Source organism: Acidovorax sp. GBBC 1281 (assembly GCF_028473645.1).
GTDB lineage: Bacteria > Pseudomonadota > Gammaproteobacteria > Burkholderiales > Burkholderiaceae_C > Paracidovorax.
Genome location: NZ_CP097269.1, coordinates 3664080 through 3689903, shown reverse-complemented (window position 1 = coordinate 3689903; position 25824 = coordinate 3664080). Strand labels below are relative to the sequence as shown.

At 69.1% G+C, this 25824-nt stretch carries 21 protein-coding genes and 2 pseudogenes; 11 read left to right on the top strand and 12 right to left on the bottom strand.

What is annotated here, in order from left to right; all coding sequences use genetic code 11:
- Positions 1-481: 481 nt before the first annotated feature.
- Entirely contained in the window at positions 482-1186 is a 705-nt protein-coding gene (locus tag M5C96_RS17225; RefSeq protein WP_336297864.1) for a cysteine dioxygenase, read from the top strand.
- 33 nt (positions 1187-1219) lie between these two features.
- Here the strand turns inward: M5C96_RS17225 and mutS are convergent, their stop codons facing one another.
- Complete coding sequence (gene mutS / locus M5C96_RS17220) at positions 1220-3802, bottom strand: DNA mismatch repair protein MutS (protein WP_272569762.1); 2583 nt, start codon at positions 3800-3802, stop codon at positions 1220-1222.
- A 450-nt stretch (positions 3803-4252) separates the two neighbouring features.
- On the opposite strand from mutS, the gene M5C96_RS17215 reads away from it, so the two are divergent.
- Positions 4253-6502: an aminotransferase class V-fold PLP-dependent enzyme gene (locus M5C96_RS17215; protein WP_272564335.1), complete on the top strand. Its 2250-nt coding sequence runs from the start codon at positions 4253-4255 to the stop codon at positions 6500-6502.
- A 151-nt stretch (positions 6503-6653) separates the two neighbouring features.
- On the opposite strand, the gene M5C96_RS17210 is transcribed toward M5C96_RS17215, so the two are convergent.
- The 5 genes and pseudogenes from M5C96_RS17210 to M5C96_RS17190 all read right to left on the bottom strand — a co-directional run bounded on the left by M5C96_RS17210 (position 6654) and on the right by M5C96_RS17190 (position 9901).
- Complete coding sequence (locus M5C96_RS17210; RefSeq protein ID WP_272564333.1) at positions 6654-7121, bottom strand: Lrp/AsnC family transcriptional regulator; 468 nt, start codon at positions 7119-7121, stop codon at positions 6654-6656.
- A 197-nt stretch (positions 7122-7318) separates the two neighbouring features.
- Positions 7319-7807: a dihydrofolate reductase gene (locus M5C96_RS17205; RefSeq protein WP_272564332.1), complete on the bottom strand. Its 489-nt coding sequence runs from the start codon at positions 7805-7807 to the stop codon at positions 7319-7321.
- Between the two features lie 41 nt (positions 7808-7848).
- Positions 7849-8454 carry a DUF4337 domain-containing protein gene (locus M5C96_RS17200; RefSeq protein WP_272564330.1) on the bottom strand — a complete coding sequence of 202 codons (606 nt, stop codon included), beginning with the start codon at positions 8452-8454 and terminating at the stop codon, positions 7849-7851.
- Positions 8455-8630: 176 nt separating this feature from the next.
- Positions 8631-9152, bottom strand: a pseudogene (locus M5C96_RS17195) (phosphonate degradation HD-domain oxygenase); the annotation flags it as partial.
- Between the two features lie 2 nt (positions 9153-9154).
- Positions 9155-9901: a phosphonate utilization associated transcriptional regulator gene (locus M5C96_RS17190; protein ID WP_272564328.1), complete on the bottom strand. Its 747-nt coding sequence runs from the start codon at positions 9899-9901 to the stop codon at positions 9155-9157.
- Positions 9902-10058: 157 nt separating this feature from the next.
- Here M5C96_RS17190 and M5C96_RS17185 point away from each other — a divergent pair, with 157 nt between their 5' ends.
- The 7 genes and pseudogenes from M5C96_RS17185 to M5C96_RS17155 all read left to right on the top strand — a co-directional run bounded on the left by M5C96_RS17185 (position 10059) and on the right by M5C96_RS17155 (position 17640).
- Positions 10059-11105, top strand: coding sequence for a putative 2-aminoethylphosphonate ABC transporter substrate-binding protein (locus tag M5C96_RS17185; protein ID WP_272564327.1), 1047 nt, complete (start codon positions 10059-10061; stop codon positions 11103-11105).
- Between the two features lie 4 nt (positions 11106-11109).
- Positions 11110-12198 (top strand): annotated as a pseudogene (locus tag M5C96_RS17180) (putative 2-aminoethylphosphonate ABC transporter ATP-binding protein).
- Complete coding sequence (locus tag M5C96_RS17175; protein ID WP_272564326.1) at positions 12195-13916, top strand: putative 2-aminoethylphosphonate ABC transporter permease subunit; 1722 nt, start codon at positions 12195-12197, stop codon at positions 13914-13916. The pseudogene M5C96_RS17180 and the gene M5C96_RS17175 overlap by 4 nt, the downstream one beginning before the upstream one ends.
- Positions 13917-13983: 67 nt before the next feature.
- Entirely contained in the window at positions 13984-15108 is a 1125-nt protein-coding gene (locus tag M5C96_RS17170; RefSeq protein WP_272564325.1) for a TIGR03364 family FAD-dependent oxidoreductase, read from the top strand.
- A gap of 50 nt (positions 15109-15158) precedes the next feature.
- Positions 15159-15980 carry a phosphonoacetaldehyde hydrolase gene (gene phnX / locus M5C96_RS17165; RefSeq protein WP_272564324.1) on the top strand — a complete coding sequence of 274 codons (822 nt, stop codon included), beginning with the start codon at positions 15159-15161 and terminating at the stop codon, positions 15978-15980.
- 58 nt (positions 15981-16038) lie between these two features.
- Positions 16039-17025, top strand: a complete 987-nt coding sequence (locus M5C96_RS17160; RefSeq protein ID WP_272564322.1) for a thymidylate synthase — start codon at positions 16039-16041, stop codon at positions 17023-17025.
- A 111-nt stretch (positions 17026-17136) separates the two neighbouring features.
- The gene (locus M5C96_RS17155) at positions 17137-17640 is read left to right on the top strand and encodes a hypothetical protein (protein WP_272564321.1); all 504 of its coding nucleotides are present in this window, start codon (positions 17137-17139) and stop codon (positions 17638-17640) included.
- Between the two features lie 30 nt (positions 17641-17670).
- Here M5C96_RS17155 and M5C96_RS17150 read toward each other — a convergent pair whose 3' ends face one another.
- Together M5C96_RS17150 and M5C96_RS17145 are read right to left on the bottom strand one after the other, a co-directional pair.
- Entirely contained in the window at positions 17671-19098 is a 1428-nt protein-coding gene (locus M5C96_RS17150; RefSeq protein ID WP_272564320.1) for an FAD-binding oxidoreductase, read from the bottom strand.
- A 67-nt stretch (positions 19099-19165) separates the two neighbouring features.
- Complete coding sequence (locus M5C96_RS17145; protein ID WP_272564319.1) at positions 19166-19618, bottom strand: DUF2069 domain-containing protein; 453 nt, start codon at positions 19616-19618, stop codon at positions 19166-19168.
- Between the two features lie 21 nt (positions 19619-19639).
- On the opposite strand from M5C96_RS17145, the gene M5C96_RS17140 reads away from it, so the two are divergent.
- Positions 19640-20890, top strand: coding sequence for a YihY family inner membrane protein (locus M5C96_RS17140; protein ID WP_272564318.1), 1251 nt, complete (start codon positions 19640-19642; stop codon positions 20888-20890).
- Between the two features lie 63 nt (positions 20891-20953).
- Here the strand turns inward: M5C96_RS17140 and hpnE are convergent, their stop codons facing one another.
- From hpnE to M5C96_RS17125, 3 genes are all read right to left on the bottom strand, one after another.
- Positions 20954-22297 carry a hydroxysqualene dehydroxylase HpnE gene (gene hpnE / locus M5C96_RS17135; protein ID WP_272564317.1) on the bottom strand — a complete coding sequence of 448 codons (1344 nt, stop codon included), beginning with the start codon at positions 22295-22297 and terminating at the stop codon, positions 20954-20956.
- Positions 22298-22311: 14 nt separating this feature from the next.
- Positions 22312-23151, bottom strand: a complete 840-nt coding sequence (gene hpnD, locus M5C96_RS17130) for a presqualene diphosphate synthase HpnD (RefSeq protein ID WP_272564316.1) — start codon at positions 23149-23151, stop codon at positions 22312-22314.
- 509 nt (positions 23152-23660) lie between these two features.
- Entirely contained in the window at positions 23661-23993 is a 333-nt protein-coding gene (locus M5C96_RS17125) for a hypothetical protein (protein ID WP_272564315.1), read from the bottom strand.
- Positions 23994-24087: 94 nt separating this feature from the next.
- On the opposite strand from M5C96_RS17125, the gene M5C96_RS17120 reads away from it, so the two are divergent.
- A complete protein-coding gene (locus M5C96_RS17120; RefSeq protein ID WP_272564314.1) occupies positions 24088-24834 on the top strand; it encodes a hypothetical protein in 747 nt (248 codons plus the stop codon).
- A gap of 65 nt (positions 24835-24899) precedes the next feature.
- Here M5C96_RS17120 and M5C96_RS17115 read toward each other — a convergent pair whose 3' ends face one another.
- Positions 24900-25823, bottom strand: a complete 924-nt coding sequence (locus M5C96_RS17115) for an amino acid ABC transporter substrate-binding protein (protein ID WP_272564313.1) — start codon at positions 25821-25823, stop codon at positions 24900-24902.
- Between the last annotated feature and the right edge of the window lies 1 nt (position 25824).

The window sequence follows — 25824 nt, the reverse complement described above, 5'->3', positions numbered from 1 at the left end:
CAATGTTTCAGATGATTTCGCAATATGAAAAGACATTCGCATTTCCGGACATCGGCTTCGCGTGTCGGGCGGGATTCCGCCTTGTGGTTCGAAGAATGGCGGGTGGGTTAAGCGACGGATCAAGTAGTCGCCGTTCTCGCTTTCTTTACCGCTTCGAAAGGTGTTTTTTCCATGACCAATGCATCCAGGCTCGTCTCCACGGGCAGCCGCCTCCTCAAACAGATGGCATCGCAACAACCGACCGCCCATGCGGCCAAAAAGGCCGCGTCGGGCGCCACCACCGCCGGCCAATCGCGGCCGGGTTTCGCGCCGCCGGGCTTGAATGCCCGTGCGGGAGGGGGCAAGGCCCATTCGGGCAGCGCATCGCCGCAAGCCCGGGGCAGCCTCGCATCGTTCCAGTCCGGCGCTGCGTTTCAGTCGCCGCAGGGCGCATTCCCTCTGCGCCCCGGCCGGGCTTCAGCACCTGCAAAGTGTGCGCCCCTTGACCACTGTGGCCGCTGCGGAATCCACGATCACCGCCCGCGAAGCGGCGCTGCCGGGTGTCTATACCGCCATCCCTGCAGACAACCTGCCCGAGCACGCGGGCAACCAAAAGCGCCTGGAGGCCGGCGTGCAGAAGTTTTTGCAGCAAGCCTCCGTGCAAGCCGAGATCGCGGCCGGCAAGGACGTGCGCGATTGCGTGGCGGACGCCCTCCCGGGCCTGCTGGAGCAAGCCCAGCTGTCCACCGATATCTATCAGCCCAAGGACGCCACCCAGTTGGCGGGTTACGGCCGCTATCTGCTGCACAGCCACGCAAAGGAAGGAGAGTCGTTCTGCCTGCAACTGTTCGTGTTCGATGCCAAGCAAAAGACCCCCATCCACGACCATCCCAACGAGTGCGCTTCTTTCATCCTGAAGGGCAATTTGTCGGAGCGGATCTACCGACCGACCGGCGAAACGAAAGACAAAACGCCGCTGGCCGACAAGACCGACAAAAATGCGCGGCCGCAGGGGTCGTGGGCTGGCTTCGGGCCTGACGAGCTGGGCGTGCCCCACAGCCTCAAGAACAAGTCCGGCGACATCGCTCTGTCGGTGCACCTGTACCGCGACATGGACGGCCTGTCCGAAGGCCAGCAGATCGCGGCCAAGACCAAGTTCGAGCGCACGCCCAAGGCACCCAAGCCCGCCGTGGCTCCGGCCGAGTAGGCTCTCCCGGGGTCGGCCGCCTGCGCGGCCTGGCTAACCCTGCACCAGCCGCTTGAGCTGGTAGAGCGCGTCCAGCGCCTCGCGCGGGCTCAGGGTGTCGGGCTGCAGTTCGGCCAGTGCCGCTTCCGCCGGGCTTACCAGCGGCCCCTCGGCCTCGGGCGGTTCGGCGAACAGGTCCACCTGCGTTTCGCCCTCGCCGGCCCGCTGCTCCAGAGCGGCCAGCGTGTGGCGCGCATGGTTCAGCACCGGGGCCGGCACGCCCGCCAGGCGGGCCACGTGGATGCCGTAGCTGCGGCTGGCCGGCCCCGGCTGTATCTCGTGCAAAAAGACGATGTTCGAGCCCGATTCGGTCGCGCCCACGTGCACGTTCACCGCGTGCTGGTGGCGCGCCGACAGTTCGGTCAGTTCGAAGTAGTGGGTGGCGAACAACGTGAACGCCTTGGTGCGGTCGTGCAGGTGCGTGGCGATGCCGCTGGCCAGCGCCAAGCCGTCGAAGGTGCTCGTGCCACGCCCGATCTCGTCCATCAGCACCAGGCTGTGCGGCGTGGCCGAATGCAGGATCTGCGCGGCCTCGGTCATCTCCAGCATGAAGGTCGATTGCGCGTTGGCCAGGTCGTCGGCCGCGCCGATGCGCGTGTGGATCGCATCGATGGGCCCCAGGCGGCACGACGTGGCCGGCACGTGGCTGCCCATGCTGGCCAGCAGCACGATCAGCGCCACCTGCCGCATATAGGTCGATTTACCGCCCATGTTGGGCCCGGTGATGACCTGCATGCGGGTGTTGGCGTTCAGCCGCGTGTGGTTGGCGATGAAGCTGCCGGACGAGGTCTCGGCCAGCCGCGCCTCCACCACCGGGTGGCGCCCGCCCTCGATCTCGATGCAGGGCTCGGGCGCGAACTGCGGCGCGCACCAGTTCAGCGTGAGCGATCGCTCGGCCAGCGCGCACAGCACATCGAGCGTGGCCAGCGCATGCGCCAGCCGGGTGAGGGCGGGCACGTGCGGCTGCAGCCGGTCCAGCAACTGCTCGTACAGCCACTTCTCGCGCGCCAGGCCGCGCTCCTGCGCCGACAGCGCCTTGTCCTCGAAGGTCTTGAGTTCCGGCGTGATGAAGCGCTCGGCGTTCTTGAGCGTCTGGCGGCGGCGGTAGTCGTGCGGCACGCGGTCCAGGTGGCTGCTGGTCACCTCGATGTAGAAGCCGTGCACCTTGTTGAACTGCACGCGCAGGTTGGCGATGCCGGTGCGGGCCCGCTCGCGCGTCTCCAGGTCGAGCAGGAAGGTGTCGCAGTGCGTCTGGATGCCGCGCAGCTCGTCCAGCTCGGCGTCAAAGCCCGAGGCGATCACGCCGCCGTCGCGCACCAGCGCGGCCGGCTCTTCATGGATGGCCGCGCGCAGCAGTTCGCCGCAATCGACCGGCGGACGCAGGTGGTCGAAGATCTGGGCCAAAAACGGCTCCGAAGCATGGAATGCCCCGGCAAGCTGCTCTGCTTTTTGTAGCGTCTTGCACAGGCCCAGCAGCTCGCGCGGGCGCACCTGCCGCAGCGCGATGCGGGCCGTGATACGCTCCACATCGCTCACGCCGCGCAGCTCGCCGCGCAGCGCCTGCCATGCGCCGGTGCCCGAGGCCGTGCCGCGCAGCGCTGCGGTGGCCGACAGGCGCTGGCGGGCCTCGGTGCGGTCGCGCCGCGGCTCCAGCAGCCAGGTCTTGAGCAGGCGGCTGCCCATGCCGGTCATGCAGGTGTCCAGCAGCGAAAAGAGAGTGGGCGCGTCCTCGCCGCGCAGCGTGCGCGTCAGTTCCAGGTTGCGGCGCGTGGCCAGGGGCAGGGCGATCAGCTCGTCGCTCTGCTGCACGCGCACGCCGTGCATGTGGGTGAGCGATCGGCCCTGCGTGTGCTCGGCATAGGCCAGCAGCGCGGCGGCGGCGGCGTGGGCCTGGGCCAGGTCCTGCGCGCTCCAGGCGGCGAGGCTGGCCGCGCCCAGTTGCTCCAGCAGCTTGCGCTCGCCCAACGCGGCATCGAACTGCCAGTCCGGCCGCAGGCTCAAGGGGCAGGCGAACGTGCCGTTCTGGCGCAGCGCCTTCAGCTGCTGCTCGAAGCGCTCGGTCACGCCCGCGCTGTAGATCACCTCGCTCGGGGCTATGCGCGCGATCCAGGCGCCGACCTCGTCGTGCGTGCATTCGGCCAGGTGCACCAGCCCCTGCGTCACGCTGAGCCACGCCAGGCCGCAACGCGCGCGCGGGCCCTGGTGCACCGACAGCAGCAGCGATTCGGCCTTGTCGGACAGCAGTTCGCTGTCGGTGAGCGTGCCCGGCGTGACCACGCGCACCACCTTGCGCTCCACCGGCCCCTTGCTCGCGCCCACTTCGCCCACCTGCTCGCAGATGGCCACCGACTCGCCCATCTTGATGAGCCGGCCCAGGTAGTTCTCCAGCGCGTGGAAGGGCACGCCGGCCATCACCACCGGCTGCCCACCGGACTGCCCGCGCTGCGTGAGCGTGATGTCCAGCAGCCGCGCGGCCTTCTCGGCATCGGCGAAGAACACCTCGTAGAAATCGCCCATGCGGTAGAAGACCAGCGTGTCGGGGTACGCGGCTTTCAGGGCCAGGTACTGCTGCATCATCGGCGTGTGGTGCGAGAAGTCGCTGCCCAGATGCGGCGCGGCGGGCGCGGGCGTGCCAGGGGCGGAGGGCGCTGCGGATGGCGATGCGGTGATGGGGGTGTTTTCTGCCGGCTGCTGCATGTTCTGGGTTCTCTCGACTTCACCGGGATCGCGGAGCGCGCGACGACCGCTCGCTGCTGCAATCCCACGCGGGGTGGCATCGCGGCACCCGCTCGGTCAGCGGCCGGCCGCGGCGAACCCGCTATTGTGGACGAGCGCCCTGGCGCCAGCGGGCCGACCCATCGGATCGGCAGTGCCTTGGCCGGCAGCCGCCGCCGTGCCCCGGGCCTTGCCAAAGCATGGGTGGATGGATGCTGATTTCAAATAAAGCCAAAAAATAAGAAAAATATTCTCAATATGGCCCACTAACATGGTTGTTGTTACCCGTATCAACGGAAATCAAGCAACGCCATGGAAATCTACCTCGACGCCAACGCCACCACGCCCGTCCTGCCCGCCGCCCGCGATGCCGCCCTGGCCGCGATGGCGGACGACTATGGCAACCCCAGCAGCACGCACAGCACCGGCCTCAAGGCCCGCGCGCTGATGGATGCGGTGCGGGCCCGGGCCCGCCGGGTGGTCGGTGCGCCTTCGGGCCAGCTGATGTTCGTGAGCGGCGCGACCGAGGGCATCCAGACCGCCGTGCTGTCGGCCCTGGACCATGTGCGCAGGCAGGGCACCGCAGGCGGCGACGGCGCCGCAGGGCCGCAGCTGCTGCTGTACGGCGCGACCGAGCACAAGGCGGTGCCCGAGGCGCTCCGGCACTGGAACACGCTGCTGCAGCTCGGCCTGCAGGTGCTGCCCATTCCCGTGGCGCACGATGGCCGGCACGACCTCGACTGGCTGCGCGCCCATGCGCCGCGCGCCGCGCTGGTGTGCACCATGGCCGCCAACAACGAGACCGGCGTGGTCAGCGATCTGGCGGGCATCGCGCAGGCGATGGCGGGCAGCGGCGCGCTGTGGCTGGTGGACAGCGTGCAGGCCCTGGGCAAGATGGCGCTGCAGCTGGCCGACCACCCCATCGACTACGCCACGTTCTCCGGCCACAAGCTCTATGCGCCCAAGGGCATCGGCCTGCTGTACGTGCGCGAGGGCGCGCCGTTCACGCCCATGATGGCCGGCGGCGGGCAGGAGGGCGCCCTGCGCTCGGGCACCGAGAACATGGCAGGCATCGCCGCCCTGGGCGCGGTGCTGGCGGCGCTGGAGGGCGGCACCACGTTCCAGCCCCCGCAGGTGCTGGCGGGCTACCGGGCGCAGTTGGGCGCGGCGCTGGAGGCGGCCTTCCCCGGCCTCGTCTTCAACGCGCCGCCTGGGCTCTGCCTGCCCACCACGCTCAACTTCTCGGTGCCGGGCGTGGGCTCCCGGTTGTTGCTGGACCTGTTCGACGCCGCGGGTGTGCGCGTCAGCGGCGGCTCGGCCTGCAGCGCGGCCAAGGCCCAGCCCAGCCACGTGCTGCAGGCCATGCAGTTGCCGGCCTGGCAGGCAGACTCGGCCGTGCGGCTGTCGTTCGGCCCGGCCGCGGACGCCGCCTTCATCGGCGAGGCCTGCGCCCGCATCCGCGCGTGCGGCGAATCGCTGCGTGCCAGCTGCCTGGGCCCGGCGCAACCGGCCGCGCTGCCCGTCGAAGGCGTGACCCGCTTCGTGGTCGATGGCGCGTGCTGCTATCTGGTGGCCGATGCCGCCAGCCGCCGCTGCGCCGTGATCGATCCGCTGCCCGCGCTGACCGAGCGGCTGGCCCAGCTGGTGCGTTGCCAGGGCTACACGCTGGCGGCGGTGCTGGACACCCACAGCCACGGCGACCACGCCTCATCCGCCGCTGCGCTGCGTGCCGCCCTGGCCGGCCACCCGGCCGCGGACGAGGCCGTGGACACCCTGGGCTGGCCGCAGCCCGCCGAACGGATCGACCTGGGCGCGCTGCACCTCACCCGCCTGGCCACGCCGGGCCACACCGAAGATGCCACGGCCTATCTGCTGCACGGCGCGCAGGGCCTGCGCCTGGCGTTCGTGGGAGACACCGTCATGCCGGGCGCGCTGGGGCGCAGCGATTTCGCGCAGAGCGCGCCGCTCGCCTTCGGGCCGTCGCTGCATCGCATGGCGCAACACCTGGGCACCCGTACGCTGCTGCTGCCCGCGCACGATGAAGACCACCGCTTCGCCACCACGCTCGCCACGGAATGCGCCGCCCAGCCGCTGCTGGCGCAGGTGCTCGACGGGCGCCTGGACGCCGCGGGTTTCGCGCAGGCCAAGGCGCGGCTGGAGCAGGGCATGGCACTGCAGGGGGCCAGCGGCCAGCCCATGCTGTGCGGCGTGCGTGTGGACTCGCCGTGCACGTCCGCCGCGGGCAGCGACATGGCGCTGGCCGCACTGCAAGCGATGCTGCAGGCCCCGCAGCCCGCCCTGCTGCTGGTGGACGTGCGGGAGCCCTACGAGCAGCGCCTGGGCCGGGCGCCCGACCTGGGGGCACCCGTGCAGCGCCAGGCCGTGCCGCTGTCGGCCCTGGTGAACGCGCTGCCCGAATGGCTGGCTCTGTCGCCCGACACGCCCGTCCTGTTCTTTTGCCGCAGCGGCAACCGCAGCGCGCAGGCGGCCAAGGCGCTGCGCCGGCTGGGCCACGCCCGGGCCTGGAGCCTGGCGGGCGGCATGGCGCTGTGGCGCAGTTGACGGGCGGTGCGCCTGGCCGGTGCGCAGGCATGCGGCCAAAAATGCCTCCAGCACAATCAGTACTAGGGCATATCGCTATTAAAAATATAGCAACCGTCTGGTGCGGCCAGATGGCGAGCGGGTGTGCCTACGGCCCAACGGCCGCAGATGCCTACCGCGCGTAATTGAGCGGCAGCGCCGTGGTGAACTTGATCTCTTCCATCGCGAAGCTGGAGCTGATGTCGCACAGGTGGTTGCTGGCGATCAGCTTCTTGTAGACCCGGTCGTAGGCCGCGATGTCGGGCACCACCACGCGCAGCAGGTAGTCGATCTCGCCGCTCATGCGATAGAACTCGACGACCTCAGGCATGACCTGGATGGTGGCCTTGAACTTGTCGAACCACTCCTGCGTGTGGGTGCTGGTGCGCACCGAAACGAACACCGTCACGCCGACGTTGACCTTCTGCGCATCGACCAACGCCACGCTCTTCTTGATGACGCCGCTCTCCTTGAGCCGCTGCACCCGGCGCCAGCACGGCGTGGTCGAGAGCCCCACCTTGGCGGCGATCTCGGCCCCTTGCTGGTCGGCGTCTTCCTGCAACAGATCCAGGATCTTTTGGTCAATGGCGTCTAGTTTCACAGTGGGCTCGGCTGGAGGTTCGTAGGAAGGAGGGGGCTCGCCTGGGGCGGCGAGCGGCGGCATCGGGGCCTGACAAGGCGCCTTCGATTCCGCCACGCGGATTCTGCATCGGCTGAACGGTCACCGCGTGCCTTAAGGGCCCGGACGCACCCCTCGAACCCCGGCCTTACTCGGCCCTTTCAGAGGGGCGGGGTTTTTCAGCGCCGCTCAAGCGTCAGGAAAGTGTAAGGCAGGCCGTCGGCACTCCGATGGCTTTCGCGCGCCGTTTCCACCCATTCGGGGCCAGGCTCGGGCGCGTAGGCGTCGCCCTCGAACGCCTGCCCGATCTCGGTGGCCTCGATGCGCGTGGCCAGCGGCAGGGCCTGCGCGTACAGCTGCGCGCCGCCGATCACCCAGGTGGTGGGGCCCTCGGCCTCGGCCATCCGCAGGGCCTCGGGCAGGCCCGCGGCGCGGCGGGCGCCTTCGGCCTGCCAATCCGGCTGGCGCGTCACCACGATGTTGGCGCGTCCCGGCAGCGGCCGAAAGCGCGGTGGCAGCGAATCCCAGGTCTTGCGGCCCATCACCACGGGGCAGCCGTTCGTCAGCCGGCGAAAGTGCGCCAGGTCTTCGGGCAGGTGCCAGGGCATGGTGCCGTCCTTGCCGATCACGCCGTTGGCGGCGCGCGCATAAATCAGGTGCAGGGCCATGGAAGGGGCTTTCGCAAAGACGGGAAGAGGGGGAGCCGCGCTCAGAAATGCAGGAACGCCATGGTGCCGACGCCCAGGCCGATGGCGGCCACGCCGTACATGCCGTATTCCAGCCACTTCTTGCGCGTGAGCAGCGCGATGGCCGCCAGGGCGATGGCCACCTGCAGCGCGGTGGTGGCCTGGGCCCAGCGGTGGTGCTGGTGCATCTGGGCCTCGCTCTGGTGGTCGAAGTCGAGCGACTCGCGCTCCAGCTTCTCGGCCTGCGTCTTGATCTCGTTCTTCTCGGCCTCGTAGCGGTCCAGCTTGGTCTGGTAGCTGCCCTTGCGGTCCTCGGGCGCCAGGTCGCGGGCCATTTCGGTCAGCGACTGCTTGGTGCTCTTGGACTGGAAGTAATTCCACTGGTTGGAGGCCTCCGTCTTGCGGATGGCCGCGTCGTTCTTCAGCAGCCCGGCATTGGCCTGCGTGGCCCCGCCCATGTAGGAAAAGATGGCGCCCACCGTCGCCACGATCGCGGTGAACATGGCGATCTTGCTGGTGGACGATCCGCCGCCCTCGTGCGCGTGGGCCTCGTGGGGGCCGTGGCCCTGGCTGGCATGTTCGACCGCATGGTCGTGGGGGCCGTGTACGTGAAATCCGCCGGAAGACATAGGGAGTGGATGGTGGAAGGCGTCGGGTGGGACGGGACAGACGGGGCGGAGCCCGAAGGCGCCGTCCCATCCAAGGGTTCGCAACGGGGCGGTATCTTAGAGGGTGTCGGTGACCTCCCGGGGCCGCAGCACTCAGGCCGGTCCCGCAGGCTGCGGCAGGCGGCACCGCGCCGCGATGCCAGGAAGTGCGCCAGCCCCGGCGTGGCCAGGCCCTCGACCTTGGCCTGGTCGTCCCACAGCCGCAGGCGCACGGCCTCTTCGGCGTGCGGGCGGCCGATGAAGGCCTGGGCCTCCTGCGCGCCGAACACGCCGCCCTGCAGCACCAAGCTGCGCTGCGAGTCGGCCGACAGCGCCGACCGGTAATGCGGCCGGGTGGCGCACAGATAGCGCTTGGCGTCCACATGCCAGCGGATGGCGTCGAGCACACGGTCCCCGAACAGCCCGCGCAGAAAGGGCAGGGCGCTGAACTGGTGCAGGTCGTCGATGCCGTGCGCGGTGGGGGTGTCGCCATGGTCCTGCAGCAGGTGGCCCAGGTCGTGCAGCAGCGCCGCGGTGACGAGCTCGTCGTCCGCGCCCGCCTGTTCCGCCAGCCAGGCGGTCTGCAGCGCGTGCGCGGTCTGCGTGACCGGCTCGCCGCTGTACTGCGTGCCGCCATGGCGCTTGAACAGCGGTGCGATGTCGTCGAAGGCCAGCGGCATGGTCAGGCCTCGGCGGTGGCGCGCGTGGTGCGCCGGCGCACTGGGGCCGGCGTGGCGAGGGAGGCTTCTGGCGCGGGGCGGTAGTTCTGCAGTGTGCGTTCGCGGCTGTTCATCACGTGGTCGAACATCGCCTGGCCCGCGGCCTCGGCATTGCGCGCCGCGATCGCCTTGACGATCTGCCGGTGCTCGCGGGTGTACACCGCCATGGATTCGACGGTGAGGTTGCGGCGCCGGATCAGCGATAGCTCCTTGATGAGGCGCCGGTAATGGGCGGTGAACTTGGCGTTGCCGGCCAGCTGCAGCAGGGCGTCGTGGAACTCCAGGTTGAAGCGGTGGAAGTCCTGCGCGTTGCCGGCCTTGGTGGCCGCGTCCATGGCATCGACCCATCGGCGCAGCGCCTTCGTCTGGGCGGCGGTGCAGGTTTCGGCGAGCTTGCGGCCGATGTACATCTCCATCACCGCGCGCAGCTCGAAGATCTCCAGGGCCTCGTCCAGCGCGATGTCGCGCACGAAGACGCCGCGGTTTTTCTCGGTGCGCACCAGGCCGGCCTCGTCGAGCATGCGGAACGCCTCGCGCACCGGGCCACGCGACACGCCCAGGCGGGTGGCCAGGGTGGATTCGGTCAGCTTCTCCCCGGGCTGGAGCTCGGAGGCCAGGATCATGCGCTCGATCTCGTTTTGCACGAGGCCGGCGAGCGAGTTGCCCTGAAGCTGTGCGATGGCGGCGTTCGCGGGGCTCTGGACGGCCATGGATCAGGTTCTCCCAAAAAAGACGATTTTGCAGATTGTCTACGATCTACAAAAAACAATCGGCTCAACATGGCCCTCATTTTGCTTGGCAAGAATGTCATGAGGATGACACGGGCGGGCACCAAAGTTCCACCCGTTCAACCCCTGGAGCATTTCCATGCAACGCACCCCACGGCCGCTTTCCGCGGCAATTCTCGGACTGGTCCTGGCCGTTGCGGCCGGCTCGGCCTTCGCGCAAAAGCAGCAACTGATCGTCTATACCGCCCTGGAGACCGACCAGCTCAAGGCCTACCAGGAAGCGTTCAATGCGGTGAACCCGGACATCGAGATCAAGTGGGTGCGCGACTCCACGGGCGTCATCACCGCCAAGCTGCTGGCCGAGAAAGCCAACCCGCAGGCGGACGTCGTCATGGGTGTGGCGGCCACCAGCCTTGCGCTGTTCGACCGCAACGGCATGCTGGAGCCCTACGCGCCGCTGAACATCGACGCGATCATGCCGGCCTACCGCGACAAGAAGAACCCGCCCGCATGGTTCGGCATGGACGTGTTCGGCGCCACCGTGTGCTTCAACACCGTGGAAGCCAAGAAGCGCAACATTCCCCTGCCCACGACCTGGAAGGACCTGACCCGGCCCGAGTTCAAGGGCCAGGTGGTGATGCCCAATCCGGCGTCCTCCGGCACCGGCTACCTGGACGTGGTGTCCTGGCTGCAGATGTGGGGCGACGAGGGCGGCAAGGGCGGCGGCTGGAAGTACATGGACGCGCTGCACGAGAACATCGGCCAGTACACGCACTCCGGCTCCAAGCCCTGCAACATGGCGGCTTCCGGCGAGTACGTCGCGGGCATCTCCTTCGAGTACCGCGGCCACACCAACAAGGCCAAGGGCGCGCCGATCGAGCTGGTGTTCCCCAAGGAAGGCCTGGGCTGGGACCTGGAAGGCTTCGCCATCTACAAGGGCACCAAGAAGCTGGACGCGGCCAAGAAGCTGGCCGACTGGGCGTCGTCGAAAGATGCCATGAAGCTCTACGGCAAGAACTTCGCCATCACCGCCCAGCCGGGCATCGCGCCCAAGCTGGCCGGCATTCCTGACGACTATGAAGCGCGCCTGATCCGGCTCGACTTCGACCAGGCCGCCGCCAGCCGCGAGGCCACGCTGGCCGAATGGTCCCGGCGCTACGACAGCAAGAGCGAAGCGAAGAAGTAAACCGATGGACAACGACGACGGCAGCTTCCTTGCGCTTCGCGGGATTCACAAGCGATTCGGTGCTTTCACCGCGCTCGGCAGCATCGACCTGTCGATCCGCCAGGGGGAGTTCGTCTGTTTTCTCGGGCCGTCGGGCTGCGGCAAGACCACCTTGCTGCGCATCGTGGCGGGGCTGGAAACCCAAACCGCCGGCCGCATCGTGCAGGCGGGCCGGGACATCTCGGTGGCGCCGCCGGCCGAGCGCGACTACGGGATCATGTTCCAGTCGTATGCGCTGTTTCCCAACCTGACGGTGGCGCAGAACGTGGCCTACGGGCTGGTCAACCGGCGCGAGGGGCGCGCGCGGGTCGCGGCGCGCGTGGAGGAACTGCTGCACCTCGTCGGGCTGCCGGGCAGCGGGCCGAAGTTTCCCGCGCAGATGTCGGGCGGCCAGCAGCAGCGCATCGCGCTGGCCACCTCGCCGGGCCTGCTGCTGCTGGACGAGCCGCTGTCGGCGCTGGACGCCACGGTGCGCGTGCACCTGCGCAACGAGATCCGGTCGCTGCAGCGCAGCCTGGGCGTGACCACCATCATGGTCACGCACGACCAGGAGGAGGCCCTGTCGGTGGCCGACCGCATCGTGGTCATGAACCACGGCGTGATCGAGCAGGTCGGCACGCCCATGCAGGTCTACTGAGAACCCGCATCGCCCTTCGTGGCGGACTTCGTCGGCAAGGTCAACCGCCTGGACGCGGTGGCCGAGGGCGGCCACTGGTTCCGCTGCGGCGACAAGCGCCTGCAGTGCGTGCCCGGCGCGGGCACGGAGTTCCGGCCGGGCAGCGCGGTGTCGCTGTACCTGCGGCCCGAGGACCGCGTGGTCGGTGCCGCCGTGCAGGACGACCCGCTGCAGTGCGCCGGCACCGTGCGCCACATCGAGTTCCTGGGCGGCAACTGCCTGGCCGAGATCGACGTCGATGGCCTGGGCGGACAGCCGCTGCAGCTGCAGTATTCGCTCAACCAGATGGACGAGTTCGGCGTGCGCGAAGGCACCCGAGTGCGCTTCGCCCTGCGCGCCGACCGGCTGCGCGTGTTCGCCGCCGGCGCTGCCGCATGAGCGCGGTGGCGGCGGCCGTTCGCGCGGCGCCCCTGCGCCAGCGGGTGCATTGGAGCGACCGGCTGGCCCACCTCGGCCTGCTGGGTGTGGTGGCGCTGCTGGGCGTCGGACTGGTGGCGCCGCTGCTGCTCATCCTGTCGAAGGCGCTGGATGCACCGCAGGGCGGGGCGGTGTCGGGGCTGGGGGCCTTCGCTGCCTACCTGGCCTCGCCCGCCTTGCTCACCAGCCTGTGGAACAGCGTGTGGGTGTCGCTGCTGGTGACCGCCATCGTGTTGCCGCTGGCCTTCGCCTTCGCCTACGCGCTGACCCGCAGCTGCATGCCGGCCAAGGCGCTGCTGCGCACGGTGATGCTGCTGCCGCTGCTGGCGCCTTCGCTGCTGTCGGCCATCTCGCTGATCTACTGGTTCGGCAACCAGGGCGTGGCCCGGGACTTCTGGACGGCGCTGGGGTTCACCGGCATCTACGGCGCATCGGGCATCGTGCTGGCCGAGTGCTTCGCGGTGTTTCCGCACGTGCTGATGATCCTGGTCACGGCGCTTTCGCTGGCCGATGCGCGCCTGTACGAGGCGGCCGATGCGCTCGGCACCGGCACGCTGCGCAAATTCTTCACCATCACCCTGCCGGGCGCCAAGTACGGGCTGATCTCGGCCGCGTTGGTGTGCTTCACCCTGGTCATCACCGACTTCGGCATTCCCAAGGTCGTGGGCGGCAACTTCAACGTGCTGGCCACCGACGTCTTCAAGCTGGTCATCGGCCAGCACGACTTCCAGCGCGGCGCGGTGGTGGCGCTGCTGCTGTTGCTGCCGGCGGTGCTCACCTTCGCCATCGACGGGCTGGTGCAGCGCCGGCAGACCGCCACCCTCACGGCACGGGCCGTGGCGCTGGTGCCCCGCCGCGCGCGCGGATTCGATGCGGCCATGGCGCTCTATTGCCTGTGCATCGCCGCCCTGGTGCTGGCCATGTTCGGCATGGCGGTGTTCGCCTCCTTCGCCAAGCTGTGGCCGTACAACCTGTCGCCCAGCCTGGACCATTACGTCGCGGGCCTGATCGATGCCGACCTGGCCGATGCCCTGGCCAACAGCCTGAAGCTCGCCTGCGGCACGGCGGTGGTGGGGACGGCCGTGGTGTTCGTCGGCGCCTACCTGCTGGAAAAGACCCGGGGCCTGCAAGCCCTGCGGCCCGTGGTGCGGCTGGCGGCCATGCTGCCCATGGCCGTTCCCGGCCTGGTGCTGGGCCTGGGCTACATCTTCTTTTTCAACGCGCCGGCCAACCCGCTGCACGGCTTGTACCAGACGCTGCCGCTGATGGTGCTGTGCACGCTGGTGCACTTCTACACGACCGGCCACCTCACCGTGGTGACGGCGCTCAAGGCGCTGGATGCCGAGTTCGAAGCGGTGTCCGCCTCGCTCAAGGTGCCGCTCTACAAGACCTTCTGGCGCGTGACGCTGCCCATCTGCCTGCCGGTGCTGCTGGACGTGTCGCGCTATTTCTTCATCAGCGCCATGACGACGATCTCGGCCGTGGTGTTCCTCTACTCGCCCGACACCCGGCTGGCCTCGGTCGCCATCCTGAACCTGGACGAGGCCGGCGACACCGGCCCGGCCGCGGCCATGGCGGTGCTGATCGCCGCTACCTCGGCGGTGGTGACGCTGCTGTACCTGGCCGCCGGCCATTGGGTCGAGCGGCGCACCCAGGCCTGGCGTGCACCGGCCCGATGAAGGCGATGACTACCTGAAAACACAGCGCGCAGCGACGAAGACCGCCCTGCCGCCTGGAAAAAGCACCATGGAAACCCACCCCACTTTCGACGTGATCGTCGTCGGCGCCGGCATCGTCGGCCTGGCCCATGCCTACACCGCCGCCCGGCGCGGCCTGAAGGTCTGCGTGGTCGAGCGCGATGCGGCCTGCGTCGGCGCCTCGATCCGCAACTTCGGCTTCATCACCGTCACCGGCCAGGGCGCGGGCGACACCTGGCGCCGCGCCCGCCGGGCCCGCGAGGTGTGGGGCGAGGTCGCGCCCCAGGCCGGCATCGAGGCCGTGCACCATGGCCTGTACCTGACGGCATTCCGGCCCCAGGCCCTGGCCGTGCTCGAAGAGTTCATGGGCACCGAGATGGGCGAGGCCTGCGAACTGCTCGGCGTGGCCGAGGCCGCCCGCCGCGCTCCCGCGCTGCAGCTGGAGGGCGCCCAGGGCGTGCTCTACAGCCCGCACGAGATGCGGGTGGAATCGCGCACCGCCATCGGTTTGCTGACCCAATGGCTGGCCGAGGCGCATGGCGTGGTGTTCCGCTTCGGCGAGGCGGTGCTGGAGGTCGCCACGCCGCGGGTGCGCACCGCGCGCGCTGTGCTGCACGCCGAGCGCGTGGTGGTCTGCACCCATTCGGACATCCACGGCCTGTTCGCCGAGCGACTGGCGCCGCACAGCCTGCGCCTGTGTCTGCTGCACATGCTGCGCGTCATGCCCGAGCCCGGCCTGCGGTTGCCCGGCTCTGTCATGGCCGACCTGAGCCTGGTGCGCTACCGGGGCTACAGCGACCTGCCCGCCGCCGCCGCGCTGCGCGAGCAACTCCAGCGCGAAGAGGCCGAATCGCTGGCCAACGGCATCCACCTCATCGTGGTGCAAAGCGCCGACGGCTCCCTGGTGGTGGGCGACTCGCACCAGTACAGCGCCGCGCCCCAGCCCTTCGCCGACGAGCGGGTGGACGACCTCATCCTGCGCCACCTGCGCGACACGGTGAAGCTGCAGGCCTGCCGGGTGACCGAGCGCTGGGTGGGCATCTACCCCTCGTCGGCCACGACCGACTGCCTGATCGACCGGCCCGACGACGCCACCCGGTTGGTGATCGTCACCAGCGGCACCGGCGCCAGCACCGCCTTCGGCATTGCCGAGGACACCTTCGGCGCCTGGTGAGCCGTCTTTCACCCAACCCTTTCCCCACCGCGCCACGATCAGGACACGACATGGGCATGCCTCCTTCCACCACCACGCTGAGCGCCGTCGTCTTCGACTGGGCCGGCACCATCCTCGACTTCGGCTCCTGCGCGCCGATGGGCGCCTTCGTGCGGCTGTTCGAACAATTCGGCATCCGGATCAACATCGAGCAGGCCCGCGGCCCGATGGGCGTCGCCAAGTGGGACCACATCCAGGCCCTGAGCCTGCTGCCCGAGGTCGCCCTGCAATGGGAGCACCTGCACGGCCGGCCCTTCGCCGATGCCGACATCGACCACCTCTACGAAGTCTTCACCCCGATGAATGCGGCGGTGGTGGCCGATTTCGCCGACTTCATTCCCGGCGCGCTGGACACCGTGGCCGCGCTGCGGGCCCGGGGGCTGAAGATCGGCTCCACCACCGGCTACAACCGGCCGATCATGGACATCCTGTCGCCCATCGCCGCGGCCGGCGGCTATGCGCCGGACAACCTCGTCTGCGCGGGCGACCTCGTAGCGGGCCGCCCTTCGCCGCTGATGATGTTCCGCTGCTTCGCCGACCTGGGGGTGTGGTGGCCCGCCACGGTGGTCAAGGTGGACGACACCGAGGTCGGCATCCAGGAGGGCCTGCACGCCGGCACCTGGACGGTGGGCGTCGCCGTCAGCGGCAACGCGATGGGGCTGCCGCTCGCCGAGTGGAACGCCCTGCCGCCGGCCGCGCAGCAGGCCCGCCGCGAAGCGGCCGCTGGCAAGCTGCAGGGCGCGGGTGCGCATTACGTGATCGATTCGGTGGCCGACCTCCTGCCGGTGATCGACGATATCGCCGCCCTGCTGGCCAAGGGCATCCGGCCCTGAGGCGCGCTGTCCGACCCCCTTGCGCTACGATTCCGCCCTTGGCTCGTCCCTTCGGCACATGAAACAGTACCTCGACCTCGTTCAGAACATCTTCGACAACGGCAGTTGGCAAGACAACCGCACGGGCGTTCGCACCCTGAGCCTGCCGGGCGCGATGCTCCGGTTCGACCTGCAGGAGGGCTTTCCCGCCGTCACGACCAAGAAGCTCGCCTTCAAGTCGGTGGTGGGCGAACTGGTGGGCTTTTTGCGCGCACGCCGCAGCGCGGCCGATTTCCGGGCGCTGGGCTGCAAGGTCTGGGACCAGAACGCGAACGAGAACGCGCAGTGGCTGGCCAACCCCTACCGCCTTGTCGAGGACGACCTGGGTTCGGTGTACGGAGTCCAGTGGCGCCAGTGGCCGGCCTACAAGCTCATCGACCCGGCGCTGCCGCAGGGCCCGGCGCAGATCGCGGACGCGCTGGGCCGGGGATACGAGGCCATCGGCACGCTCGGCGGCGAGGACGGCAAGCCGTCCGGCGTGCTCCTCTACAAGGCCGTCGACCAGCTCCGGCAGTGCCTGGACACGCTCATCAAGGACCCGGGCAGCCGCCGCATCCTGTTCCACGGATGGAACTGGGCACAACTGGACGAAATGGCCCTGCCGCCGTGCCACCTGCTGTATCAGTTCCTGGCCAATCCGGGCAGGAAGGAAATCTCGCTGTGCCTGTACATCCGGAGCAACGATGTCGGGCTCGGCACGCCGTTCAACCTGGCGGAAGGGGCGGCGCTGCTGCACCTGGTGGGCCGGCTCACGGGCTACACGCCGCGCTGGTTCACGTACTTCATCGGGGATGCGCATATTTACGAGAACCACGTGGACATGCTTCGCGAGCAACTCACGCGCGAACCCCACCCGCTGCCCAAGCTGCTGCTGTCCGACCGCATCCCGGACTACGCCGCCACCGGCAAGTACGAGCCGGAGTGGCTGGAGACGGTCGAACCGTCGGACTTCTCGCTCGAAGGCTACCAGCACCACGCCCACATCACGGCCCCCATGGCCGTCTGATATCGCGGGGTGGGCGTGCGAAACGCCCGCGGACGGCGTGGGGTGCGCCAGATGGGGGGGCATCAGCGGATAAGCTCGCCGGTTGCCCCCGATTCCAAGGAAATCCGTCCCATGCGCCTTTCGCCCTCTTTGCCATTGTTCGCCGCAGCGCTGCTGGCCGCCGGCTGCGGCACCCACGTGCCGCTCACGCCCACGTCCTCTCCCGCCAAGCCGGCCGCGCCCGCTGCGACTGCTGCGGCACCGGCCGCCGCCAACCGCTGGGCCAGCGTGCAGGCGCAGGTGGGCCGCAAGCCTTCGGAGGGCACGGACTTTCTGCGCACCGGCCCCATGGGGGTGCGGGTCAAGGAACTGCTAGGCCCAGTCAACCATCCGGAGTTCCTGCAGAACATGGCCGTCAGCACGCCGCTGCGGCAGGAAGGCGGCCTGCTCTACATCACCGGCCGTCGGTCGACCCAGCCGGACGCCCAGGCGGCGGCTGTGGTGGTGGACCCGTCGCGCGACGCGATGCGCGTGTGGCTGCAGACGGGCGACGAGGAATGGGACGTGCAGGACGCCGGCGCGCCGGTGCCCCTGCCCGCCGACGTGCGCAAAGTGCTGGAAGACGCGCGGCGCTGATCCCGTCGGGCCGCCCCGGTGGCCCGGCCGTCAGGCGCCGTGCACCGGCAGCATGCAGTGCGGGTTCATCAGCCCCTGCGGGTCCAGCGCGCCCTTGATGGCGCGCATCATGGACAGCGCCACGGGCGACTGGTACTTCTCCAGCTTGTCCACCTTGAGCGCGCCCACGCCGTGCTCAGCCGAGAACGATCCGCCGAACTGCGCCACGGCTTCGTAGACCAGGTGGTTCACGCGGGCTTCCTCGTCGCGCAGGAAGGCCTTGGCATCGCCCTCGGCCGGCGCCTGCACGTTGTAGTGCAGGTTGCCGTCGCCCAGGTGCCCGAAGTTGACCAGCCGCACGCCGGGAATCTCGCGCTGCAGCAGCGCGTCGGCGTATTCGACGAAGGCGGGGATGCGTGGGATCTGCACCGAGATGTCGTGCTTGATGTTCAGTCCTTCCTCGGCCTGGGCCAGCGGAATGTTTTCGCGGATGTGCCAGAGCTGGTGCGCCTGCGCCAGGTTCTCGGCCACGACCGCATCGGTCACGCAGCCGGCCTCGAAGGCGGTTTCCAGCAGCGATTCGAAGCGCGTGCGGGCGTGCGCCTCCGACTCGCTGTCGCTGTTTTCCAGCAGCACGCCGTAGGGCACGTCTTCCTGGTCGATGAAGGGCACGCGCAGCTGCGGCATGTGCCTGGCTACCAGGCTCAGGGCGAAGCGGCCCATCACCTCGAAGCCCGTCAGGCCCGCGCCCAGGTGCTTGTGCGCCAGGGCCAGCAATTGCACGGCGTGTTCCATCGACGGCACCGCGGCCCAGGCCGTCAGGCTGGCAGCGGGCTGCGGGTAGAGCTTCATCGTCGCGGCGGTGATGATGCCCAGCGTGCCTTCGCTGCCGATGAACAGGTCGCGCAGGTCGTAGCCGGTGTTGTCCTTGCGCAGGCCTTTGAGCCCGTCCCACACCTCGCCCTGCGGCGTGACGACTTCCAGGCCCAGGCACAGGTCGCGCGTGTTGCCGTAGCGCACGACCTGCGTGCCGCCGGCGTTGGTGGCCAGGTTGCCGCCGATGGTGCAGCTGCCCTCGGCCGCGAGACTCAAGGGGAACAGCAGCCCCGCCTTCTCGGCCGCGTCCTGCACGTTCTGCAGGATGGCGCCGGCCTCCACGGTGAGCGTGAGGTTGTCGGCGTCCACCGCGCGGATGGCGTTCAGGCGCGCCAAGCTCAGCAGCACCTGCGTGCCGGTCTCGTCGGGAATGGAGCCCACCGCCAGCCCCGTGTTGCCGCCCTGCGGCACGATCGCGGTGCCGGCGGCGGCGCAGGCGCGCACCACGGCGGCCACCTCCTGCGTGCTGCCGGGTCGCACCACGGCCAGCGCCTTGCCGCGCGCGCGGCGGCGCCAGTCCTGCTCCCAGGCGGTGAGGTCGCCTTCGGTGAGTACATGGGCGGCGCCGACGGTCTGGCGCAGGGTGTCGATCAGGGTGGACATGGTGTTCTCGAATGCTCGCGAAAAACGGGGAATGGAAGGGGCGTGGGGCGGGGCCGTTTTTGGGTGTTCAGGGCGTGGACGGGGCCGGTGCCGCCGCGGCTGCGGCCGCACGCGCGTGCTTCTGGCGCAGGCGCACATGCAGCGCGCAGGCGGCGAACAGCGCCAGGCACAGCGCCACTTCGACCAGCGCGAGCCACCGGCCGGGTGCCGGATCGCTCCAGGCGCGCACCACGCCTTCGGTGAAATACAGCCACACCACCAGGCTCACCCAGCGGTAGGTGTACATGCGGTGCTTGAGCAGCCCGGCCAGCGGGAACGCCAGCGGCACCGCCTTGAGCGCCAGCCACGAGCCGCCGGGACGCAGCGGGCTGAGCCACAGCTCCCAGGCCAGGCTGAGCACGATCAGGCCGAGCAGGCTGCCCACGGCCAGCCACCGGGTGGCCGCCACGTCGGGGGCCGCTGGAGCGCCGGTGCCGGATGCGGCGCGGGGCGCGCCGGGAGAGAGGGGGGAAGAGGCCATCGGGGTGGCATCATATCGGCCATGCCTTTAGCCCCACTCGCGCAGCGCTTCGAAGCCGTCCTGGCCGATCTGTCGCACTTTCCCTGGCGCACCACGGCGCACACCCTGCGCGAGCGCTTTCGCGAGGACCGCCTGGGCCTCACGGCCAGCAGCCTGACCTTCACCACGCTGCTGGCGCTGGTGCCTTTCTTCACCGTGGCGCTGGCCGTGTTCACCGCCTTTCCCATCTTCGGCACCCTGCAGACAGGGCTGCAGCGCTGGCTGGTGGACAGCCTGGTGCCGGACAGCATCTCGCGCCAGGTGCTGGGCTACCTCACGCAATTCGCGGCCAAGGCCAGCGGCCTGGGCGTGGCGGGGTTTTCGATTTTGCTGGGCACGGCGCTGGCGCTGGTCCTGACCATCGACCGCACCCTCAACAACATCTGGCGCGTGCGCCGGCTGCGGCCGCTGGGCCAGCGCGTGCTGATCTACTGGGCGGTCATCACGCTGGGGCCGCTGGTGCTGGCGGCCAGCCTGGCGCTCACCACGTCGGTGGCGTCCTCGGCCTCGCGCGGCCTGCACAACGCGCTGCCCGACAGCGCGCGGCTGCTGTTCGACTCCATCGAATTCCTGCTGCTGGCCGGCGGCACCGCGGCGCTGTACCGCTACGTGCCCAACACGCAGGTCAAATGGCGCCATGCGTGGTCGGGCGGGGTGTTCGTCTCGGTGGGGATCGAGGTGGCCAAGAAGGTGCTCGGCCTGTACCTGGCCTCGGTGCCCACGTATTCGGTGCTGTACGGCGCCTTCGCGACGCTGCCGATCCTGCTGGTCTGGATCTACGTGGCCTGGGTGATCGTGCTGCTGGGCGCGGTGGTGGCGGCCTACCTGCCCAGCCTGCTCAACGGGGTGGCGCGCCGGGCGAGCGGCCAGGGCTGGACCTTCCAGCTGGCCGTGGAGGCGCTGCAGGCCCTGCACCGGGCGCACGAGACGCCGGCCCGCGGGCTGCGCATGAGCGCGCTGTGTCAGTCGCTGCGCGTGGATGCGCTGCAGCTGGAGCCCGTGCTGGAGGCGCTCACCGCCCTGGACTGGGTGGTGCAGGTCAACGAAACCGCCGCCGGCGTGCCCGAGACCGTGGAGCCGCGCTACCTGCTGGTCGCCGATCCCGCCGCCACGTCGCTGGAGCCGCTGGTGCAGCGGCTGCTGATCGAGCGGGCCGACAGCCTGGAGCGTTTCTGGGGCAACACGGGCGTGTCCGTGCTCAAGATGGCGGACGTGCTGCCCCGCCCGGCGTGAGTCATGGTGGGCGTTTGCTATTGTTTTTGTAGCTATATGCCCTAGTGGAATATGCGCTAGGGCCTATTTTTTGCCCAATTGCTGCCCGACCGCCGTGCCCGCCAGCACCGCGCCTTCCAGCGTGGCGGGGTAGGGCCCGCGCACATAGTCGCCGCAGGCCCACAGCCCCGGCGCGATCGCGTTGGACGGGCGCTGCAGCGCGGGCGTGCAGGCAAAGGTGGCGCGCTTTTCCACCACCGTCTGCACCAGTTCCAGCGCCGGCAGGCCCAGTTGGCGCATGGCCTGGCGCAGCACCTGCTGCTCGCGTTCGGCACGGTCGCCCTCGAAGGCGCTCACCACCAGGGCCAGCAGGCCCGGCGGGCCGCCCAGCACGCCGCGGTCGAAGGCGAACTGGGCCGGTTCCTGCGCCGAAGAGCGCAGGGCCAGCATGGGGCTCTCCAGCACGGGCCCTTGGGCGCCCGGCACCTGCGCATAGACGGTGGCGATGGCGGTGAAACGCATCGCCTGCGCCACGGCCGCCCAGTCGTACAGCGCGGAGCACAGTTCCTTGCGTGGCGCGGCCTGCTCGGAGCCCGCGCAGGCGGCCACCAGCCTGGCCGCATCGCTGCTGGGCAGGGCCAGCACGGCGGTGTCGAAGGCCTCGCCATCGACCGTCCAGCCGCTCGACGGCGGTGACTGGGGCGCGATGGCCTGCACCCGGCGCGCCCGGTGCACGGTGTGGCCCTGGGCCTGCAGCCATTGCGCGGCGGGTTCGGGAAACAGCGCGCCCAGGTCGGTGCGCGGCAGCAGAAGATTGGAGCCGCCGCGCCCGCTGAAGAGCGCATCGCGCAGCACGCGCAGGAACACCGTGGCGCTGGCTTCGGCGGCGGGGGTGTTGAGCGCCGAGACGCACAGCGGCTCGACGAACTCGGCCATCAGCTGCGGCGGCAGGCCCTGGCTGATGGTCAGCACCGTATCGCCGGGCTCGCAGCGGAATCCGCCCAGGCCCCACATCCAGCGGGCGGTGGTGGTCATCAGCGCCAGCCGCTGGCGCAGGCCCCAGCCCCGGGCGTTGGCAATGCCCCACACGGCGTCCCAGGGGGGCGCGATGTCAGGCAGGCGGATGCCCTTGCCGTCGGCGAAGCGCAGCGACAGCGGCAGGCGCAGCAGGGCCGCGTCCGGGTCCACGCCCACCTGCGCCATGAGGTGCAGGCACTCCGTGTAGGCGCCGATCAGGATGTGCTGGCCGTTGTCCAGGGGCGGCGGGGCGCCCGGTGCGCCGGGCGCCTCGGTGGCGGGCAGGGCGCGCGCGCGGCCGCCCAGCACGCGGGTGGCCTCGAACACGGTCACGCTGTGCCCCGCCTGCGCGGCGGCCACCGCCGCCGCCATGCCGGCCCAGCCGCCCCCGATGATGGCAACACGTTGCATGGAAGAAAGCCGGCTCAGAGGCGTCCGAGGGCCTGCACCTTCCAGGCCAGCCACAGCTTGCGCAGCGGCGTCAGGCTCACCCGCTGGTGCAGCACCTGGAAGCCGTCGTGCTCGATCTCGCGCAGCAGGGTGCGGTAGATGCTGGCCATCATCAGCCCGGGCTTCTGGGCGCGCCGGTCGCCCGTGGGCAGCAGGGCGATCGCCTCGTCGTAGAGCCGGTGCGCGCGCTCGGCCTGAAAGCGCATCAGCGCCGTGAACCGCTCGGAATACTGGCGCTTGAGGATCTCGTGCGCCTTCACGTCGAACTGCTGGAGCTCGGCCACGGGCAGGTAGATGCGGCCCATCATCGCGTCCTCACCCACGTCGCGGATGATGTTGGTGAGCTGAAACGCCAGGCCCAGGGTGTGCGCGTATTCGGTGGTGCGGTCGTCGGTCTGCCCGAAGATGCGCGCGGCCACCTCGCCCACCACGCCCGCCACCAGCTGGCAGTAGCGCGACAGGCCGGGAAAGTCGAGGTAGCGCGTCTGCTCCAGGTCCATCTGGCAGCCGTCGATCACGGCCTGCAGGTGGCGCTCCTCGATGCCGTAGGCCGCCACGTGCGGCATCAGCGCCTGCATCACCGGGTGCGTGGCACGACCGGCGAAGGACTGGGCCACCTCGGCCTGCCACCAGGCCAGCTTGGTGCGGGCCACGCCGGCATCCGAGACTTCGTCCACCACATCGTCGACCTCGCGGCAAAAACCATAGAAGGCCGTGATGGCGGCGCGCCGTGGCGCGGGCAGGAACAGAAAGGCGTAATAGAAGCTGCTGCCCGAGGCGGCGGCTTTTTGCTGGACGTACTGTTCCGGTGTCATGGGGCGCGATTCTCCCATGGGCGCCCGGGCTCGGCGGCGAACCGGGCTGGCTCGGGGCAGGGGCCGCCCTGCGGCCAGGCCAGGGGAGGGTGCCTTCGCATTCCTGCTCGCGCTTTCGGGTGGCAGTGCCGTGCTCGAACAGAGCCTGCCTACAGTGCATTTCAAGCGGCGATTTCCCGATGCGAGGCACGGCGAGCGACCGCCTCGAAAGGTTTTTCCATGTCCCTCAGTTCCAAGTTCGCTTCCAAGGTCTTATCGGCGGGCAACCGCTTCGTCAAGGAGGTAGCGTCGAAAACGACGGGTCAGGCCAAGACCCCATCGGGTGCCGCGCAGTCCCGGCCGCAGCAGGACACCGTGTTCTCCAAATTGAGTTCGCGTACCAATGGAGCCGCAGCCCGTCCACAAGGCCCGCAGTCTCAACAGCCCCGGGCCAACCTGCAGTCGTTCCGACCGGCCAACCAGCAGGCCGGCCTCGCTGGCCAACAGCAGCAGCGCGTGCAGACCCCGAATTACCAGCACGCCACGGCGGCCGCGCCTTCTCCGCGGAAACAGCAGCCCGAGCCCGCGGGCTTGAAGATGTTCGGCGATGGGCGCAGCAATGCACCTGCATCCCAGCCGGGAGTGCACCGCACGTCGATGCGCCCCACCGGTTCATCGAGTTCGCTCAGCTCCATGAGCTCCTGGGGTTCCACGAATTCTTCGAGCTCCCTCAGTTCCTGGAGCTCCACCAGTTCCTCGGGCTCTTCGAGCCCCTCACGCCCCACGAGTCCGTCGCGCCCCTCGACCCCGACGAGCCCGTCGCGTCCCACGACCCATGCAAGCCCGACGGGTCCGACGAGCACGGTCCAGGCTGCAAGGCCTCAGCAGGCCGCGTCGTCCGCGAGTTTCGGGCGGACCAGGCCCCAGTCCTCGGAAGCCGATACGGCCCCGCCCAAATTGCAGTTCATCCGCGGAACCCGACAGGTCAAGGCGCAATACCTGGAGGCCAAGGCCCGCATGGACGCCGTGATCAAAGAGCATCACCAGGTGGACACGGCGTTGGACAACGCGACCGACGCCATGTCCGACAAGGAGTACGACGCGCTGAGCGCCCGATATGACACCCTCACCGCGCAGAAGAAAACAGCGATCCGTGAACACAATGCCCTTCGCAACGAAATGGCGAGGATGAACATTCCTGTGGTGCACCATGTGAGCCAGGCACTGACGGCCAACCTTCCGATGCTGGAGAAACTGGCGGACCTGTCCGGCAAGTTCGCCAAGGTCGATCAGACGGGCATGGCCTTCGACCTGGAGGGCACGATGCGCCGAAGCGGCGCGAAGATGGTGAGTACCTTCAGGGCCGCCCAGGAGTTCGACGAACTGTCGGGCCAGCGCGATGCGATCATCAAGAGCCAAGCTCAGCTCAAGCAATTGCTCGCCAGCGACGAGATGGACGGCCTGCGCTATGCCGATCCCAAGCTGCATGCCTCACTCAGCCAGATGGCGAAGATGGACCTCGGCCAGTCTTTCCGCAAGCTGGATGCCCTGCAAAGCGTGGCCAAGGACATCGAAGAAGCGTTTGACAGCCAGGGGCTGTCGTCAATGCTGTACTCGACTCCCAGCACGCCAGAAGAAATTCGGGAGCGCAAGGAAAAAGAGTTGCGAGAACACCAGGAGGCGATCGACCAAGGCTACATGTAAGCCGGAGGCCCGGGGGCCATCGGTTCCGGGCCCCCACTGCCTGCCGCCATGGTGGCGGGCGGGCCTCAGAAGGCGATCTGCTCCACACCCATGTCGCTCGGCCGGCGCAGCGCCTCTTTCATGAACAGGCTCATTGGGAGCATGCCTTGCTGCTCCACGCTGAACCACTTCTTGTACAGCGCGGCCATCTCGCCGCCCTGGATCATGCGGCGCGTCACGCGGTCCACCAGTTCCTTGAACTTGGGATCATCCTTGCGCAGCCCGATGCTGTAGGGCTCCAGCGACAGGCGCTTTTCCAGGAACTGGTAGTCGTCCACGTTCTTGCCCAGGCGGGTGAGCGGAATCCAGATGCCCGCATCGTCGGCGAAGGCGGCATCGGCCTCACCCTTGACCAGCGCGCCCACCACGTCGATCGTGCTGTCGGCCAGCACGTAGTTGAAGTGGCGGTTGTAGGTGCGCTCGTTGGCGCGCAGCAACCCTTCGTTGGTGGTCTTGCCCTGCACGGCGATCTTCTTGCCCTGCACGGCGATCTTCTTGCCCTGCAGGTCGTCCAGCGTCTTGATGCCCGAGCTTTTGCGCACGAGGAACGAAGAGGTCGCCACGAAGATGTGGTGGCTGAACGCGATCTCCTTTTGCCGCGCGGCCGTGTTGGCGGTGCCGCCGCACTCCAGGTCCACCACGCCGTCCTTCACGTCGCTGATGCGGTTCTTGCCGTCCACCAGCAGGTAGTGCACGCGCAGGTCGGGACGCTTGAGCTCCTTCTTGATCTCGTCGAAGATCTGCAGGCACACGTCCACCGTGTAGCCCTTCACCGCGCCGTTGGCGTCCTTGAACGAAAACGGCAGGGACTTTTCGCGGTGGCCCAGCTTCAGTTCGCCCGAGCTGGCGATGCGCGCCAGGGTGTCTTCCGCCCAGGCGGGGGCTGCGCTGCCGAACGCGGCCAGGGCCGCCATGAGCGCCCAGGGGCGCAGTCGAAAAAGGAAATGCATG

Excerpts from the sequence above, each read along its gene's own strand:
- mutS (WP_272569762.1), bottom strand. The coding sequence starts at position 3,802 with ATGATGCAGCAGTACCTGGCCCTGAAAGCCGCGTACCCCGACACGCTG.
- M5C96_RS17215 (WP_272564335.1), top strand. The coding sequence starts at position 4,253 with ATGGAAATCTACCTCGACGCCAACGCCACCACGCCCGTCCTGCCCGCC.
- M5C96_RS17205 (WP_272564332.1), bottom strand. The coding sequence starts at position 7,807 with ATGGCCCTGCACCTGATTTATGCGCGCGCCGCCAACGGCGTGATCGGC.
- M5C96_RS17200 (WP_272564330.1), bottom strand. The coding sequence starts at position 8,454 with ATGTCTTCCGGCGGATTTCACGTACACGGCCCCCACGACCATGCGGTC.
- M5C96_RS17190 (WP_272564328.1), bottom strand. The coding sequence starts at position 9,901 with ATGGCCGTCCAGAGCCCCGCGAACGCCGCCATCGCACAGCTTCAGGGC.
- M5C96_RS17185 (WP_272564327.1), top strand. The coding sequence starts at position 10,059 with ATGCAACGCACCCCACGGCCGCTTTCCGCGGCAATTCTCGGACTGGTC.
- M5C96_RS17175 (WP_272564326.1), top strand. The coding sequence starts at position 12,195 with ATGAGCGCGGTGGCGGCGGCCGTTCGCGCGGCGCCCCTGCGCCAGCGG.
- M5C96_RS17170 (WP_272564325.1), top strand. The coding sequence starts at position 13,984 with ATGGAAACCCACCCCACTTTCGACGTGATCGTCGTCGGCGCCGGCATC.
- phnX (WP_272564324.1), top strand. The coding sequence starts at position 15,159 with ATGGGCATGCCTCCTTCCACCACCACGCTGAGCGCCGTCGTCTTCGAC.
- M5C96_RS17160 (WP_272564322.1), top strand. The coding sequence starts at position 16,039 with ATGAAACAGTACCTCGACCTCGTTCAGAACATCTTCGACAACGGCAGT.
- M5C96_RS17155 (WP_272564321.1), top strand. The coding sequence starts at position 17,137 with ATGCGCCTTTCGCCCTCTTTGCCATTGTTCGCCGCAGCGCTGCTGGCC.
- M5C96_RS17150 (WP_272564320.1), bottom strand. The coding sequence starts at position 19,098 with ATGTCCACCCTGATCGACACCCTGCGCCAGACCGTCGGCGCCGCCCAT.
- M5C96_RS17145 (WP_272564319.1), bottom strand. The coding sequence starts at position 19,618 with ATGGCCTCTTCCCCCCTCTCTCCCGGCGCGCCCCGCGCCGCATCCGGC.
- M5C96_RS17140 (WP_272564318.1), top strand. The coding sequence starts at position 19,640 with ATGCCTTTAGCCCCACTCGCGCAGCGCTTCGAAGCCGTCCTGGCCGAT.
- hpnE (WP_272564317.1), bottom strand. The coding sequence starts at position 22,297 with ATGCAACGTGTTGCCATCATCGGGGGCGGCTGGGCCGGCATGGCGGCG.
- hpnD (WP_272564316.1), bottom strand. The coding sequence starts at position 23,151 with ATGACACCGGAACAGTACGTCCAGCAAAAAGCCGCCGCCTCGGGCAGC.
- M5C96_RS17115 (WP_272564313.1), bottom strand. The coding sequence starts at position 25,823 with ATGCATTTCCTTTTTCGACTGCGCCCCTGGGCGCTCATGGCGGCCCTG.